The organism is Curtobacterium pusillum, from assembly GCF_007673235.1.
Taxonomy (GTDB): domain Bacteria; phylum Actinomycetota; class Actinomycetes; order Actinomycetales; family Microbacteriaceae; genus Curtobacterium; species Curtobacterium pusillum_C.
This window is the reverse complement of the sequence record NZ_VDZH01000002.1, coordinates 184922-201120: the sequence shown is the minus strand read 5'-3', so window position 1 is coordinate 201120 and position 16199 is coordinate 184922. Positions and strand designations below refer to the sequence as shown.

Sequence of the window (16199 nt, the reverse complement as noted above, 5' to 3'; positions counted from 1 at the left end):
CTACCCGTCCACCGTCACGGGCTCGGCGTCCCAGGCGCCGTAGACGAGCTCGGTGTTCGAGGCGATCTGCGCCGCGAGCATCGAGGCGTCCGTGCCGAGGGTCTCCGCCATCGAGCGCAGCGTGAGCGGGATGAGGTACGGCGCGTTCGGTCGCCCGCGGAACGGCGTCGGCGTGAGGTACGGCGCGTCCGTCTCGACCATGATCAGGTGACGCGGCGCGACCTCGAGGGCCTGGCGGAGGGGTGCCGCGTTCTTGAACGTGACGGTGCCGGCGAAGGACATGTACCAGCCCCGCTCGGCGCAGAGACGGGCGAGGTCCGGCCCGCCGGAGAAGCAGTGGAACACGGTCTTCTCGGGAGCGCCGACACGGTCGAGGACCTCGACCACGGCGTCGTGCGCGTCGCGGTCGTGGATCGTCAGCGCGAGGTCGTGCGCCTTCGCGATGCGGATGTGTTCCTCGAAGGAGCGGACCTGGGCGTCGCGGCCGTCCTCACCCGTGCGGAAGAAGTCGAGGCCGGTCTCGCCGATCGCCCGGACCCGGGGCAGCGCCGCGAGCCGATCGATGCCGGCGAGGTGCTCGTCGAGCAGGCCCTGCTCCTGCAGCGAGGGCGCCTCGTTCGGGTGCAGCGCCACGGCAGCGAGGACCCGGGGCTCACGGGCGGCGATGGCCGCCGACCACTCCGACGTCGCCAGGTCGGTGCCGACCTGCACGACGCCGCGGACACCGACGCTCGACGCCCGGTCGAGGTGCTCCCGGTAGTCGAGTGCGCCGTCACCACCGTCGGCGATCTCCATGTGGGTGTGGTTGTCGTAGACCGGGACGACGAGTGCCTCGGGCATCGGCGGGTAGGTCAGGTCCCGCTTGGAACCGTCCCCGTCGCCACGGGAGCGGAGGTGGGCGTCGGTCACGCTGCGCCCTGCTCCGTCTGTTCGATGCGCGGGAAGAGTCCGGTCTCGAGCGGGACGACGGCCGACGCGCCCTGCCATTCCCAGGCACGGTCCACGCGCTGCTCGGCGATGGAACCGCCGGCACCGATCGAGGTCCAGAGCTTCTCGGTCGCCTTCGGCATGACCGGCGACACGAGCACGGCGACCGTGCCGAGTCCGCGGAGCGCCGTGGCGAGCACGGTGCCGAGCCGCTCACGCTGGGCGTCGTCCTTCGCGAGCGCCCACGGCTGCTGCTCGGTGATGTACCCGTTCAGGGCGTCGACGAGCTCCCAGACGGTCGCGATCGCCTCGTGCGGCGCGAACGCCGCGATGGCAGCGTCGGCACGCTCGGTGACGGAGACCGCGAGGGCGTCCACGGCTTCGTCGGACGAGGTCAGTGCCCCGCGCGTCGGGACCGCGCCGTCGAAGTACTTCTGCAGCATCGCGACGAGCCGGGACGCCAGGTTGCCGAAGCCGTTGGCGAGTTCGGCCTGGTAGCGGGCGGAGATGTCCTCCCAGCTGAAGTTGCCGTCCTGCCCGAAGGTGATCGCGCGGAGGAAGTAGTACCGGAACGCGTCCGACCCGAACGTGTCGGTGATCTCGGACGGCGCGATGCCGGTGAGCTTCGACTTGGACATCTTCTCGCCGCCGACGAGGAGCCAGCCGTGCCCGAACACGCGCTTCGGGACCGGCAGGCCCGCAGCCATGAGCATGGCCGGCCAGATCACCGCGTGGAAGCGGGCGATGTCCTTACCGACGATGTGCACGCTCGGCCAGAGCCGCTGGAACGCCTCGTCGTCGTCGCTGCCGTAGCCGAGCGCCGTGACGTAGTTGAGCAGGGCGTCGAACCAGACGTAGAGGACGTGGTCGCTGTCCCACGGGATCTTGATGCCCCAGTCGAAGCTCGACCGCGAGATCGACAGGTCGCGCAGCCCCTGCTTCACGAACGAGATGATCTCGTTGCGGACGCTCTCGGGCTGGATGAACTGCGGGTTCGAGTCGTACAGGTCGAGCAGACGCTGCTCGAAGTCCGACATCCGGAAGAAGTAGTTGCGCTCGGACAGCACCTCGACCGGGATCGAGTGGATCGCGCAGACCTGCTGCCCCTCGTACGCACCGGTCCCGGGGACGAGGTCGCTCGGCTGCTTGTACTCCTCGCAGCCCACGCAGTAGAAGCCCTCGAACTCGCCGGCGTAGATGTAGCCGTCGTCGTAGAGCTTCTGCAGGAACGCCGTGACGCCCCGCTCGTGCCGTTCGTCCGTGGTGCGGATGAAGTCGTCGTTCGCCACGTCCACCGTGTCGAGGAGCGGCTTCCACGCCTCGGTCACGAGCCGGTCCGCCCACTCCTTCGGGGTGACCTCGTTCGCGCTGGCGGTGCGCAGGATCTTCTGGCCGTGCTCGTCGGTGCCGGTCAGGAGCCACGTGTCGTCGCCGCGCTGACGGTGCCAGCGCGCGAGGACGTCCGCGGCGACCTCGGTGTACGCGTGCCCGATGTGGGGCACGTCGTTCACGTAGAAGATCGGCGTGGTGATGCTGAACGAGGACCCGTCGGACATGCGGACCATCCTACGGGCGAGCGGGGGCCGCATGACGCGCCCTGCGCGCAGCCTGTGGAGAACCGGCCTGGAGGCACGTGGCGGCGCCGCCACGTGCCTCCAGGCCGCCTGGCGAGACTGTTACCGCGCCGCCAGCGCGCCCTCGTAGAGGTCGCGTTTCGACAGTCCCGTCGCGTCCGCGACGGCCGCCGCGGCCTCCTTCATGCGGGAGCCGGCGGCGACCCGCTCGAGCACCAGCCGGACGCCGTCCTCGATGGTCGTGACGTCGAGCGCCCCGGTCGACCCCTCGACGACGATGCAGATCTCACCACGGACGCCCTCGGCCGCCCACGTCGCGAGTTCGGCGAGGGGTCCGCGACGGACCTCCTCGTGCAGCTTCGTGAGCTCGCGGCACACGACTGCTCGTCGGTCGTCACCGAAGCCCGCGGCCATGTCCGCCAGCGTGTCCGCCAGCCGGTGCGGGGACTCGAAGAACACCATGGTGCGCTGCTCGCCGGAGAGCGACGAGAAGAGCCGACGGCGTTCCCCGCCCTTGCGTGTCGGGAAGCCCTCGAAGCTGAAGCGGTCCGTCGGCAGGCCGGAGACGGCGAGCGCCATGAGCACGGCGGACGGGCCGGGGAGCGCTGTGACGGTCACACCGGCAGCAGCAGCGGCCTCGACGAGGGGGAAGCCCGGGTCGCTGATCGCGGGCATGCCGGCGTCGGTGAGGACCACGACGTCCTCGTCCCGAGCGAGCTCCACCACCTCGGCGGCCTTGGCGCGTTCGTTGTGCTCGTGCAGGGCGATGAGCCTCGGACGGTTCTCGATCCCGAGCGCACGCATCAGGTGGATCGCGGTGCGGGTGTCCTCGGCGGCCACCACGCTCGCGTTCGAGAGCGTCTCGATCAACCTCCGGGAGGCGTCGCCGAGGTTGCCGATGGGCGTTGCTGCGAGGACGATCACGACACCATTGTGGTGGCAGGTGCGTCTTGGGAGCGATCCGTAGGATGCTGCCGATGACCAGCGAGCTGACCGACGACCGCACCGCCGTCCCCGACGGGCCGGTCGGCTCCCGTCTCGACGACTGGTGGGGGCGTGTCCTCTCCGTGGGCTGGCGGGTCGCCGCGTGGCGCTGGGCGGGGCCGCTCGCCGTCACGCTGCTGGCCGCCGTGCTCCGTCTCGTGAACCTCGGGCACCCGCACTCGCTGGTGTTCGACGAGACCTACTACGTCAAGGACGGCTGGTCGATCGTGCACCTCGGGTACGAGGGCACCTGGCCGGGCAACCCGAACGACGACTCGCTCCCGACGACCGACGAGCGCTTCGCGTCCGGTGAGACGTCGCTGTTCACGAGCGCCGCGGAGTTCATCGCGCACCCGCCGCTCGGCAAGTACCTCATCGGGCTCGGCATGCTCCTGTTCGGTGCGGACAACTCCTTCGGGTGGCGGTTCGCGGTCGCCGTGCTCGGCATCGCGACCGTGTTCCTGACCGCCGTGATCGCCCGGTCACTGTTCCGCTCGACCCTCGTCGGCACGCTCGCGGGGTTCCTGCTCGCTGTCGACGGACAGGCGATCGTGATGTCCCGCGTGACCCTGCTGGACGGGATCCTGACCTTCTTCGTGGTGCTCGGGTTCGGCGCACTGCTGCTCGACCGACGCTGGACGTCCCGGCGGCTCGACACCTGGGTGGCACGCCGAGCGGCCGCGGGCAAGGACACGCTCTGGGGGCCGGTGCTCTGGTGGCGGCCCTGGCTGCTCGCGATGGGCCTGGCGCTCGGGCTCGCGACGGCGACGAAGTGGTCCGGCATGTACTTCCTGGCGTTCTTCGCGGTGTACTCCGTGCTCTCGGACATGGTCCTGCGTCGCCGAGCCGGCATCGAGTTCTGGTCCTCGAGCGCGCTGTTGCAGCAGGCACCGGTGTCGTTCCTGCTCACCGTCCCGATCGCCGCGGCGACCTACCTGGCGTCGTGGACCGGCTGGTTCGTGTCGAAGGGCGGCTGGGACCGCGACTGGATCGCGTCCGGCGGGCAGCGGTGGACCGGGATCCTGTCGTGGGTGCCCGACAGCCTGCAGAACTGGTGGCACTACCAGTCCGAGATCTACGGGTTCAACATCGGGCTGCACACCCCGCACTCGTACCAGGCGAACCCGCTGCTCTGGCTGCTCATGCAGCGCCCCACGTCGATGTACTACGTCGGCACGAACGCCGGACAGGACGGCTGCGCGGCGACGCGCTGCGGGGAGGCGATCACCGGCATCGCGAACCCGTTCATCTGGTACGCCGCGGTGATCGCGACCGTGGCACTCCTCGTGCTCTGGATCACGCGCCGGAAGTGGGAGTACGGCCTCGTCCTGATGGGCATCGCGGCGGGGTACCTGCCGTGGCTGCTGTACGTGAACCGGACGGTGTTCCAGTTCTACACGATTGCGTTCGAGCCCTTCATGGTGATGGCGCTGGCCGCGGCGATCGGACTGGTACTCGGGTCGCGGAACGATCCACGACCACGACGGACCCGGGCCGTGGTGTGGGTCGGCGTGTACCTCGGGGTCGTCGTCCTGGCGTCGGCGTACTGGTTCCCGATTTGGACCGGACTGCAGATGCCGTGGGACTTCATCCGGTCGCACTACTGGCTGCCGAGCTGGTTGTAGCGCGCGCTAGTTCTGGGCGTGCAGGGCGCGTTCGATGGACTCGCGGTCGAGCGGGGTGCCGAGCATCGGCGCTTCCGTGCCCCCGGGCAGGACACCCTCGATGAGGACCTCGGCGTAGCGGCGCCAGGCGTTCGGGTCGTGTGCGCGGGTGGAGTCCGCCACGGCGCCGACCATCGAGGTCAGCATCGGGAGGTCGCGGTAGTCGAAGCCGGCACGGACGACCCCGGCCGTCTCGGCGCGTTCGATGATCGCGCTGACCTGGGTCTCGAGGCGATCGCGTTCCTGCACGATGGACGGACGCGCCTTGCCGGCTCGGACGATGGCGTCGGCCAGGGCGCGGTCGCGGGCGCGGAACTCGAACACGCCCATCAGGTAGACGCGGAGCGCCTCGCGCGGATCGATCTCGTCCGCCGCACGGGCCGCGGCCTCGTTCATCGCCTCGAACTTGGTGGCGAGGAGTGCCTCGATCAGGGAGTCCTTGTCGGCGAACCGGCGGTAGACCGTCCCGACGCCGACACCGGCCTCGTGCGCGATGTCGTTGAGCGTGACCGAGAGCCCGCGTTCGGCGAAGCACTTGCGGGCCGTCTGCAGGATCAGCTCGCGGTTGCGTGCGGCGTCCGCGCGGAGGGGACGCTCGAGGTCGGTGGTGCTCACGCTCCTGACGGTAGTTGAACTTTCTGGGAATAAGTGGATGCGGACCTTCCGTTTCGGTCTACACTGGTCACAACCGGATGCCGCGCATCCGTTTTGGTTCCTTCGTGAACAGCCCCTCCCCTTGAAGTGCCCGACGGCGCGCGCTTCGCCATCCCTCCCACCTTCTCGAAGGAGGCTGCCGTGACGGCAGAACAGACCGTGCCGACCCCCACCGGGGCCGCACCCACGACTTCGGGCTCCGCGCCCGCCAAGGCCAACCACCGCTGGATCGCCCTGGCGGTCATCGCCCTCGCCCAGCTCATGGTGGTGCTCGACGCCACCATCGTGAACATCGCCCTCCCCTCGGCCCAAGCGGACCTCGGGTTCGGCACCGACCAGCGCCAGTGGATCGTCACCGCGTACTCGCTCGCGTTCGGTTCGCTCCTGCTCCTCGGCGGGCGACTCGGTGACCTCTTCGGTCGCAAGAACACCTTCATCATCGGGCTCGTCGGCTTCGCGGTCGCGTCGGTCCTCGGCGGCCTGGCGGACTCCTTCGGGCTGCTCGTCGCCGCCCGTGCGCTGCAGGGTGTGTTCGGCGCGCTGCTCGCCCCGTCCGCGCTCGGCATGCTGACCACGACGTTCCGTGACCCCAAGGAACGCGGTCGCGCGTTCGGCATCTTCGGCTCGATCGCCGGCTCCGGTGCGGCCATCGGCCTGCTCCTCGGCGGCGTCCTCACCGAGTACGCGTCGTGGCGCTGGTGCCTCTACGTCAACGTCGTCTTCGCCGTCCTCGGCGTGATCGGCGCCCTCGTGTTCATGGCGAAGCCGCCGAAGGTCGAGCGTCCACGCATCGACGTCGCCGGTGTCATCACGATCACCGCTGGTCTGGTCGGTGTCGTCTACGGCTTCTCGAACGCCGAGACGAACGGCTGGGACTCCCCGCTCACGATCGTGATGCTGGCCGCAGGCGTGGTGCTCATCGCCGCGTTCGTGTTCATCGAGACGCGTGTCGCGCACCCGCTGCTGCCCCTGCGCGTCGTCCTCGACCGTGACCGCGGTGGCTCGTTCATCGCGATCGGCCTCGTCGCGATCGGCATGTTCGGCATCTTCCTGTTCCTGACCTACTACCTCGAGCAGACCCTCGGGTTCAGCTCGCTGCAGACGGGTCTCGCGTTCCTGCCGATGCCGCTGTCGATCATGATCTCGGCGACGCAGATCGGTGGTCGTCTGCTGCCCCGCGTCGGCCCGAAGGTCCTCATCTTCGCCGGTGGCCTCGTCGCCGCGATCGGTCTGCTGCTGCTCCTCCGCACGGACCTCGACAGCTCCTACGCAGGTACCGTCCTGCCGGCGCTGATCGTCATCGGCCTCGGTATGGGCACGATCTTCTCGTCCGCGATGAACACCGCGACGACGGGGGTCGCCCGTGCGGATGCCGGCGTGGCCTCGGCGACGGTGAACACGATGCAGCAGATCGGTGGCTCGATCGGCACCGCCCTCCTGTCGACGATCTTCGCGGACGTCGTTAAGAACAGCCTCACCGGGCTGTCCGCGGCGCCGACGAAGCTCCAGCAGGCACAGGCGGTCCTCGACGGCTACCACGTGGCGTTCGGCATCTCGGCGGGCGTGCTCGTCCTGGTCGCCCTCGCCGGCGGGCTCCTCATCAACCGCCAGTCGGTGCGGCTCGACAAGCTCGCACACGCCAGCGCTGCGACGACCGGGAGCATCCCGACCGCCGCGCACTGACGCACTGTACGCAGAACGGCCCGCCCTGGATTCCGGGGCGGGCCGTTCTGCGTGCGCGAGGTCCGGGAAGCACGCGTGTTTCGACATCGGACCTGTCGATCGACTCGCGTGGTGTCGGATGTCGCGCGCGAACCGGGGCAGACCCGGGGCCGCGCCGCCACGCCTGCCCCGGTGCGGACTCGGAACGACGAAGTCGATGTCGTACGACAACGGCTTCGTCGTTCGGTGCACGCGCGGGTTGTTGCCGGCGCGCGGCTGCGACAGGACCGATGTCGTACGACGACCGCGATGTCGTTCCGAGTCCGCACCGCCCGCCGCCCGCCGCGCCGCCCGCACCGCCCGCCGCGCCGCCGCCCCCACCGCCGCACCACACCCCCGCCCCGAATCTCCTTCGCCAGACCCCCCACCGGTTGCGCAGTGTGTCGGTTTCCCTCGCACACGTCAGGGGTCTCGATTACCGTGTGCGCCATGGCCCCCGTCCTGACCTCGCCGCTCGTGTCGACGCAGTGGCTCGCAGACCACCTCGGTGCTGACGAGCTCGTCGTGCTCGACGCCTCCGTGCACACGGTGGGGACCGGTCTCGCGACGATGTGGCACACCGCGAAGGACTCCTACGAACAGCGCGGGCACGTCCCCGGTGCGCGGTACGCCGACCTGGTCGAGGCGTTCTCCACGCACGACACCGACGTGCCCTTCACCCGCCCCGGCGCCGAACAGTTCGAGGCCGCGGCGCAGGAGCTCGGCGTGACGAACACCTCGACCGTGGTGGTCTACGACGACAACGTCGGCGAGTGGTCGGCACGCCTGTGGTGGATCTTCCGGTCGTTCGGCTTCGACTCCGTCGCGGTCCTCGACGGCGGCTTCACGAAGTGGCGCGACGAGGGCCGTCCGGTCCGGGTCGGCGCCCTCCGAGTAGTCCCCTCCCCGACCCCGGACGCGGGCACGGCGTTCCGCGCGGGTGAGGAGCGTCCGCTGTGGGCCGACCACGCACGCGTCCTTCGAGCGGTCTCGGGTGAGCAGCCCGCGTCCCTGGTGTTCGCGGCGCCGGAGTCCGCCCTCGGCGAGGACCACCCGCCGATCGTCCCGGGCAGCACCCCGATCGCCGTCGACACGATCGTCGATCCGGACACGAACGCGTACCTGCGCGGTGCGGCACTCGAGCGGGCGTTCGCCGAGGTGCTCGACTCGGAGGAGATCGTGACGTACTGCGGCGTGGGCAGCGCCGCGTGCGTGGACGCCCTCGCGCTCACGGTGCTCGGTCACGAGAAGGTCCGGGTCTACGACGGCTCCCTGCTGGACTGGTGGCGACGCGAGCCGGAGGCGATCGCGTCCTGACCAACGCGCCGAAGAGCGGAGCGCCCCGCGGACTACCGTTGACGCATGAGCACCAGACGCGCGGTCGTCCTCGGCGGTACCGGCGGGATCGGTTCGGCCGTCGCGCGTGAGCTCCTCGACGCCTCCGGCCGCGGGCGCGACGACTGGCAGGTCGACGTCGTGGCCCGGCACGGCAGCGCCACCGCCGACGCACTGACGGCGGCCGGCGCGACGTTCGTCCCCGGTGACCGCCGCGACACCACGGTGCTCCGCGAGCTGCTCCGCCCCGGCGCGGACCTGCTCGTCGACACCGTCGGGCTGACCCGCGACGACGCCCTCCAGCTCCGGCCGTTCCTCGACGACGTCGGCTCCACCGTGTTCGTGTCGTCGAAGGCCGTGTACGTCGACGAGCAGGGACGCCACGCGAACTCCACCGAGAAGCCGGTGTTCGGCGGTGCCGTGACCGAGCTGCAGCCGACGGTGGCCGCGGCTGACGGCGACCCGACGAGCCGCGACGGCTACGGTGCCGCGAAGGTCGCCGCCGAGCAGGTCCTCCTCGACCACGGCGCCCCGGTCACGGTGCTCCGACCGTCGAAGGTGTACGGACCGGGCATCGGCCGACCCCGCGAGTGGTTCGTCGTCCGACGTGCGCTGGACGGCCGGGAGCGCATCCTGCTCGCCGACCACGGTCGCGGGGTCGACCACACGACGGCGGCGAGCGGCATCGCCTCCCTGGTCCGGCTCGTCGCCGACGCCCCGGACCGCCGCATCCTCAACGTCGCCGACGACGCGGCACCGAGCGTGCTCGAGATCGTCCGCACGATCGCCGGACACATGGACCACGCGTTCGACGAGGTCCTGCTCGACGCCGACGCCCCGGCCTTCGTGGGCACCACACCCTGGTCGTCGCCGACGCCGTTCGTCCTCGACACCTCGGCCGCACGGACCCTCGGGTGGGAGCCGCCGACGTTCGCCACCGCGGTCCGACCGGAGCTCGACTGGCTCGTCGAGACGGCGCACGCGACCCCCGCGGACGGCGACGTCCCGTGGGCCGCGGACCCGTTCTGGGAGCGCCTGTTCGACTACGGCCCCGAGGACGCCGCCCTCGCACTGCTCTCCCTGAGCGGGAACTGACGCAGTGCCCCGCTCCGAGGTCCTGTTCATCGGGGGCCGGTCCGGTGTGGGCAAGTCGACCGCTGCCGAGGCCCTGCACGACCTCCTCGTCGCCGCCGACGTCCGGCACGCCGTGATCGAGGGCGACCTGCTCGACCTCGCCCACCCGGCACCGCACGTCGAGTTCCCCGAGGCGCACCTCGCCGAGCGCAACCTCGCAGCGATGTGGTCCGCGTACCGCGAGCTCGGCTACCACCGGCTGGTCTACACGAACACGGTGGCGGTGCTCGAACAGGACGCGCTGGCCGCTGCGATGGGCGACGACCCCGTCGTGACCGCGGTCCTGCTCCGCGCCGGGGACCAGGCGACGGCGGACCGCCTGCGCCGTCGATCGGGTGGTCACCTGCCCGAGGCGCAGCTGGCGCACAGCACGCGGACGGCCGGGAGGCTCGACGCGGCTGCCCGGGACGCCGTCACCCGGGTGGACACGGACTCCCTCGCCCCGCCCGAGGTGGCCGTGCGGCTCGCGTCGCTCACGGGTTGGCTGGACGCATGACCGACAACCGCCTCGGCTCCGCCGTCAGCCCGTACCTCCGTCAGCACGCGGGGAACCCGGTGGACTGGCGTGAGTGGGGACCGGAGGCCTTCACCGAGGCCCGGGACCGGGGCGTGCCCGTGATGGTCTCGGTGGGCTACGCCACGTGCCACTGGTGTCACGTCATGGCACGCGAGAGCTTCTCCGACCCCGAGGTCGGCGCGCTGCTCCGCCGGGACGTCGTCGCGGTCAAGGTCGACCGCGAGGAACGTCCGGACGTGGACGCCAGCCTGATGGCCGCGGCGAGCGCCTTCACGCAGCAGCTCGGCTGGCCGCTGACGACGTTCCTCACGCCGGACGGGCACGTGTTCTTCGCGGGCACGTACTTCCCGCCCACGCCGGTCGGGCAGGTGCCGTCGTTCCGGCAGATCCTCGCGGCGGTCGTCGACGCGTGGACCGAGCGACGGCACGAGGTGGACGCGAACGCGAGTGCGATCGCGACGGCGATCCGGCAGGGCGCCGAGGCGGACGCGACCGCCCGCTCGGGTGCCGACGGAGGCGGGGCCGAGCCGCGCCTCCCGGCAGTCGACAGCATCCGGGCCGTCACCGACCTGCTCTCGCGTGGGGAGGACACCACCTACGGTGGTTTCGGCGGCGCACCGAAGTTCCCGAGCGCGCCCCTGCTGGAGTTCCTGTCCGACGCCGCGGCCGACGGCGACGACCAGGCGGACGGCCTGCTCGACCGCTCCCTGCGCGCGATCCGCACCAGCGAGCTGACCGACGCCGACGGCGGCGTCTTCCGGTACGCGACCAAGCGGGACTGGAGCGTGCCGCACTACGAGCGCATGCTCTACGACAACGGCGGCCTGCTCGCCGTCGCGGGCGCCGAACAGGCGCGGGGCATCGCGGACTTCCTGCGGGACACCCTCCGACGACCGGACGGCGCGTTCGTCGCCGCGCAGGACAGCGAGTCGACGATCGACGGCCAGCGCGTCGAGGGCGAGTGGTACCGGCTGCCACTCGACGAACGCGGGCGACTCGACCCGCCGCCGCTCGACGACCAGGTGCTCACCGGTTGGAACGGCCTTGCCATCCGAGGCCTCGCGATCGCGGGCGCACGGCACGCGGACGACGAGATGGTCGCGCTCGCCCGCGGAGCCGCCGATGCACTGCTGGCCACGCACCTCGAAGACGGCCACGTCACGGTCCGCTCGAGCACTCCGCGTGGGGTGTCGAGCGCGCCGCCGACCATCGAGGACGTCGGACTCCTCGCCGAGGGGCTGCTCGAACTCGCGCTCGTGACGGGCGAGGTGTCGTACGCGGTGGCCGCACGTGGGCTCGTCGACGACGGCCTGGCCGGACGCTTCGTGGTCGACCCGGTACTGGCCGCTGCCGGTACGGCGACGGGCGAGCAGCCGCAGACGGCGATGCGATCGGGCACCGTCGCACTCGCGGCGGCGGCAGCGGTCCTCGCCGCGCTCACCGGCGATGCGACGTACCGGGCGGCCGCCGCGCGGCTCGTCGCGGACCGTGCCGCCACCGGCACCGAGCAGCCGCTCGGGCACGCGGACGCCCTCGGTGTCGCGCTCGCGCTGCAGCGGCCGTCGCGCGAGGTCGTCGTCGTGGCGTCCGATCCGACCGACCCGCTCCGGACGACGGCGCGCGACGCTCGTCGACCGGGGACGGTGCTCGCGCTCGTGACGCCCGACCAGGCGGTGGCTTGGACCGAGGCCGGGTTCGAACTGTTCGAGGGCCGGGACACCCTCGACCCCGCCGGCTACGTCTGTCACGACCGGGTGTGCGCGCTCCCCGCGCGGACCGGCGATGAGCTCTTCACGCAACTGGCCTGACCGGCGCCGCCCGCGGCTGTAGGCTGGAATGCTCATGTCGACCACGCCCGTCATCACGTACCCGCCCGAACTGCCGGTGTCGCAGCGGCGGGACGACATCGCGGCTGCCATCCGGGACAGCCAGGTGGTCATCGTCGCCGGCGCGACCGGGTCGGGCAAGACGACGCAGCTGCCGAAGATCTGCCTCGAACTCGGGCGCGAGCACATCGGCCACACCCAGCCCCGACGCATCGCCGCACGGACCATCGCCGAACGCGTGTCCGAGGAGCTCGGCGGCGAACTCGGCGGACTCGTCGGCTACCAGGTGCGCTTCACCGATCGAGTGAGCTCGGACACCCGCGTCAAGGTGATGACCGACGGCATCCTGCTCAACGAGATCCACTTCGACCGCGACCTGAAGCGGTACGACACGATCATCATCGACGAGGCGCACGAGCGCTCCCTGACGATCGACTTCCTGCTCGGGTACCTCAAGCGGCTGCTCGTCCGACGCCCCGACCTCAAGCTCATCATCACGAGTGCGACCATCGACCCGGAGTCGTTCTCGAAGCACTTCGGCGACGCCCCGATCATCGAGGTCTCCGGCCGCACGTACCCGGTGGAGATCCGGTACCGGCCGCTGGTGGCGGACGCCGCTGACGACGGCGACGAGACGAACGGGACCGACGACACCGACCCGCGGACGGACGACAGCGGCCGCGGCGGGTCCCCCGACGACCGCGACACCATGCAGGGCATCACCGACGCGCTCGACGAGCTCTCGCGGGAGGACCCGGGCGACGTGCTCGTGTTCCTGTCCGGCGAGAACGAGATCCGCGACGCGCAGGACGCCATCGAGGGCAAGCGCTACCCGGGCACCGAGGTCCTCCCCCTGTACGGACGCCTGTCCGCAGCCGACCAGCACCGGGTCTTCGAGCGTCGGCACACCCCGGGCATCCGTCGCCGCGTGGTGCTCGCCACGAACGTCGCCGAGACGTCGCTGACCGTCCCCGGCATCAAGTACGTCATCGACGTCGGGACCGCGCGCATCTCCCGGTACTCGCCGCGCGCCAAGGTGCAGCGCCTGCCGATCGAAGCGGTCTCGCAGGCGTCCGCCAACCAGCGTTCGGGTCGAGCGGGCCGCACGAGTGCCGGCATCGCGATCCGGCTCTACTCCGAGGACGACTTCGAGCGACGTCCCGAGTTCACCGACCCGGAGATCCTCCGCACGAACCTCGCCGCGGTGATCCTGCAGATGATCTCCCTCGGCTTCGGGGACATCGAGTCGTTCCCGTTCCTGCAGCCGCCGGACTCCCGCGGCGTGAAGGACGGCCTCGACCTGCTCCGGGAACTCCGCGCCGTCGACACCGACGGCCGGATCACGAAGACCGGCAAGCAGCTCACCCGACTCCCGATCGACCCGCGACTCGGCCGGATGGTCCTCGAGGCCGGACGACAGGGCGTCGGTCGCGAGGTCATCGCCGTCGTCAGTGCCCTGAGCATCCAGGACCCCCGCGAACGTCCCCTCGAGAAGCGGGCGCACGCCGATCAACTGCACGCCCGGTTCGCCGACCCGACGAGCGACTTCCTGACGCTGCTCAACCTCTGGAACCACATCGAGGACAAGCAGGACGAGCTGTCGTCGAGTGCCTTCCGCCGCCTGTGCAAGGCCGAGTTCCTCAACTACCTCCGCATCCGCGAGTGGCAGGACCTGTACCGGCAGCTGTCCCGCGCCGCGAAGCAGGTCGACGTCCGGGTCGGGCAGTCCCGCTCCGACGACGGCGACGCCGTGCACCGGTCGCTCCTCGCCGGGCTCCTCAGCCAGATCGGGCTGCGCGACAAGGAGAAGCGCGACTACCTCGGGTCCCGGAACACCCGGTTCGTCGTGTTCCCGGGCAGCGTCCTGGCGAAGAAGCAGCCCGACGCCGTGATGGCCGCCGAGCTCGTCGAGACCAGCCGGCTGTTCGCCCGCACGGTCGGGCGGATCGACCCCGCCTGGGTCGAGCCGCTCGCCGGCGACCTCCTCAAGCGCACCCACGGTGAACCGCACTGGGAGAAGAAGCAGGGCGCGGCCGTCGCCTACGAGCGGGTCACCCTGTTCGGCGTCCCGATCGTCCAGCGGCGCCGCGTGCAGTACACGCGCATCGACCCGGAGCACTCCCGCGAGCTCTTCATCCGGCACGCCCTGGTCGAGGGCGAGTGGGACTCGCAGCAGCAGTTCGACCGCGACAACCGTCGCCTGCGCAAGGACCTCGAGCAGCTCGAGGAACGCACCCGCCGCCGCGACATCCTGTTCGACGACGAGCGCATCGTCGAGTTCTACGACGCCCGCATCCCCGCGGACGTCGCCACGACCCGCGACTTCGAGGGGTGGTGGCGGAAGGCGAGGCGCGACCAACCGGACCTGCTCACGATGCGCAGGTCGGACCTCCTGGCAGAAGACGCCGCGTCGGTGGCGGAAGATGACGTGGAGTACCCGACCCAGTGGCGGAGCGGCGACCAGCGCCTCGCCATCAAGTACCGGTTCGAGCCGGGCGCGCAGGACGACGGCGTGAGCGTGCAGGTCCCCCTGGCGCTGCTCCCCCGCATGCGCGAGGAGGGTTTCGACTGGCAGGTGCGCGGTCTCCGGAAGGAGCTCGTCACCGCCCTCATCAAGTCGTTGCCGAAGCAGATCCGCAAGAACGTCGTGCCCGCTGCCGACTGGGCGGAGAAGATCGTCGCCGAGCTGCCCGACGACGCCCCGACCGAGCCCACCGAGTCGTTCCGAGCCACGCTCGCCAAGGCGATCCAGCGGCTGACCTACGTGCCCGTCACCGAGTCCGACTTCGACCTCGCCCGCGTCCCGTCGCACCTGCTGCCCACGTGGGCGGTCGTCGACGAACGGGGGCGCCGGGTCGAGGCCGGCAAGGACCTGTCGGTCCTGCAGACGAAGCTCAAGGACCGGACCCAGCAGAGCGTCGCCTCCGCCACGGAGCGGGCTGCCAAGCGGCCTGGAGGCGCGGCTCGCGTCGCGTCCGCCGGTAGCGGTCAGCAGGTGGAACGGTCCGGATTGACCGCCTGGCCCGACACGGACCTGCCGGAGACGCTCGACACCAAGCAAGCCGGCGGCGTCATCCGCGCCTACCCGGCGCTCGTGGAAGAGGGCACCGGGCCGAAGGCGACCGTCGGTGTCCAGTTGCTCGCGACCCCGTCCGACCGTGCAGTCCGGATGCCCGCGGGCGTCCGCCGGCTCGTCATGCACGCCGTGCCGTCGCCCGTGTCGTACATCCAGTCGCACCTCACCGCGCAGGAGAAGCTCGCACTCGCTGCCAGCCCGTACCCGTCGACGGCGGCGCTCTTCGACGACGTGCTGGCGGCGGTCGTCGACGCCGGGATCCGCCGGGCGCACCCTGACGGACTCGTCTTCACGAAGTCGGCGTTCGAGGCCGTCCGCGACACCGTCTCCGCCTCGGTGGTGGACACGATGTTCACGGCCGTGTCCGAGGTCGCCGCGGTCCTCGCCGCACACCGGGCAGCGGAACGGTCCCTCAAGCAGGCGAACTCGATGTCGCTGCTGGCCGCACTGACCGACATGCGCCAGCAGATGGAGCGACTGGTGTTCCCCGGGTTCGTCTCGGTGGCGGGGCTCGACCGGCTCCGGCGCATCCGGGTGTACCTGCAGGGGGTGGACGCCCGCGTGCAGAAGCTCCTGCAGAACCCCGGGCGCGACGCCACGTGGATGCGCGAGGTCACCGTCGCGACCGATCGCTACGTCGACGCGGGCGGGCAGTTCCCCCCGGCCGTCGGTGCGCACCCGGAGCTCGTGCACGCGCGGTGGATGCTCGAGGAGTTCCGCCTCAGTCTCTTCGCGCAGGAACTGGGGACCGCCGAGACGGTGTCGTTGCAGCGGATCACGAAGGCCCTGACGGCCGCGCGCTGATCG

11 protein-coding genes are annotated in these 16199 nt (G+C 71.0%); 7 read left to right on the top strand and 4 right to left on the bottom strand.

The window, feature by feature from the left end; all coding sequences use genetic code 11:
- From FS532_RS05600 to rsmI, 3 genes are all read right to left on the bottom strand, one after another.
- Window positions 1-909 carry a TatD family hydrolase gene (locus FS532_RS05600; protein ID WP_144751195.1) on the bottom strand — a complete coding sequence of 303 codons (909 nt, stop codon included), beginning with the start codon at window positions 907-909 and terminating at the stop codon, window positions 1-3.
- The gene (metG, locus tag FS532_RS05595; RefSeq protein WP_144751193.1) at window positions 906-2483 is read right to left on the bottom strand and encodes a methionine--tRNA ligase; all 1578 of its coding nucleotides are present in this window, start codon (window positions 2481-2483) and stop codon (window positions 906-908) included. Before metG ends, FS532_RS05600 begins: the two co-directional genes overlap by 4 nt.
- A gap of 120 nt (window positions 2484-2603) precedes the next feature.
- Entirely contained in the window at window positions 2604-3425 is an 822-nt protein-coding gene (rsmI, locus tag FS532_RS05590; protein ID WP_144751191.1) for a 16S rRNA (cytidine(1402)-2'-O)-methyltransferase, read from the bottom strand.
- A gap of 53 nt (window positions 3426-3478) precedes the next feature.
- Between rsmI and FS532_RS05585 the strand changes: the two genes are divergently transcribed.
- Window positions 3479-5110 carry a dolichyl-phosphate-mannose--protein mannosyltransferase gene (locus tag FS532_RS05585; RefSeq protein WP_144751189.1) on the top strand — a complete coding sequence of 544 codons (1632 nt, stop codon included), beginning with the start codon at window positions 3479-3481 and terminating at the stop codon, window positions 5108-5110.
- A gap of 6 nt (window positions 5111-5116) precedes the next feature.
- Here the strand turns inward: FS532_RS05585 and FS532_RS18640 are convergent, their stop codons facing one another.
- Window positions 5117-5764 carry a TetR/AcrR family transcriptional regulator gene (locus tag FS532_RS18640; protein WP_186321928.1) on the bottom strand — a complete coding sequence of 216 codons (648 nt, stop codon included), beginning with the start codon at window positions 5762-5764 and terminating at the stop codon, window positions 5117-5119.
- Between the two features lie 180 nt (window positions 5765-5944).
- On the opposite strand from FS532_RS18640, the gene FS532_RS05575 reads away from it, so the two are divergent.
- From FS532_RS05575 to hrpA, 6 genes are all read left to right on the top strand, one after another.
- Window positions 5945-7486 carry an MFS transporter gene (locus FS532_RS05575; protein WP_079236916.1) on the top strand — a complete coding sequence of 514 codons (1542 nt, stop codon included), beginning with the start codon at window positions 5945-5947 and terminating at the stop codon, window positions 7484-7486.
- A gap of 468 nt (window positions 7487-7954) precedes the next feature.
- Window positions 7955-8821, top strand: a complete 867-nt coding sequence (locus tag FS532_RS05570; protein ID WP_144751185.1) for a sulfurtransferase — start codon at window positions 7955-7957, stop codon at window positions 8819-8821.
- Between the two features lie 45 nt (window positions 8822-8866).
- Complete coding sequence (locus tag FS532_RS05565; RefSeq protein ID WP_144751183.1) at window positions 8867-9934, top strand: NAD-dependent epimerase/dehydratase family protein; 1068 nt, start codon at window positions 8867-8869, stop codon at window positions 9932-9934.
- 4 nt (window positions 9935-9938) lie between these two features.
- A complete protein-coding gene (locus FS532_RS05560; protein ID WP_144751181.1) occupies window positions 9939-10469 on the top strand; it encodes an ATPase in 531 nt (176 codons plus the stop codon).
- Complete coding sequence (locus FS532_RS05555; RefSeq protein WP_144751179.1) at window positions 10466-12298, top strand: thioredoxin domain-containing protein; 1833 nt, start codon at window positions 10466-10468, stop codon at window positions 12296-12298. Before FS532_RS05560 ends, FS532_RS05555 begins: the two co-directional genes overlap by 4 nt.
- A 34-nt stretch (window positions 12299-12332) precedes the next feature.
- Window positions 12333-16196 carry an ATP-dependent RNA helicase HrpA gene (hrpA, locus tag FS532_RS05550; protein ID WP_144751177.1) on the top strand — a complete coding sequence of 1288 codons (3864 nt, stop codon included), beginning with the start codon at window positions 12333-12335 and terminating at the stop codon, window positions 16194-16196.
- Window positions 16197-16199: the final 3 nt, after the last annotated feature.

Coding starts and splice junctions, on each gene's coding strand:
- FS532_RS05585 (WP_144751189.1), top strand. CDS start 3,479: ATGACCAGCGAGCTGACCGACGACCGCACCGCCGTCCCCGACGGGCCG.
- hrpA (WP_144751177.1), top strand. CDS start 12,333: ATGTCGACCACGCCCGTCATCACGTACCCGCCCGAACTGCCGGTGTCG.
- metG (WP_144751193.1), bottom strand. CDS start 2,483: ATGTCCGACGGGTCCTCGTTCAGCATCACCACGCCGATCTTCTACGTG.
- FS532_RS05555 (WP_144751179.1), top strand. CDS start 10,466: ATGACCGACAACCGCCTCGGCTCCGCCGTCAGCCCGTACCTCCGTCAG.
- FS532_RS05570 (WP_144751185.1), top strand. CDS start 7,955: ATGGCCCCCGTCCTGACCTCGCCGCTCGTGTCGACGCAGTGGCTCGCA.
- FS532_RS05565 (WP_144751183.1), top strand. CDS start 8,867: ATGAGCACCAGACGCGCGGTCGTCCTCGGCGGTACCGGCGGGATCGGT.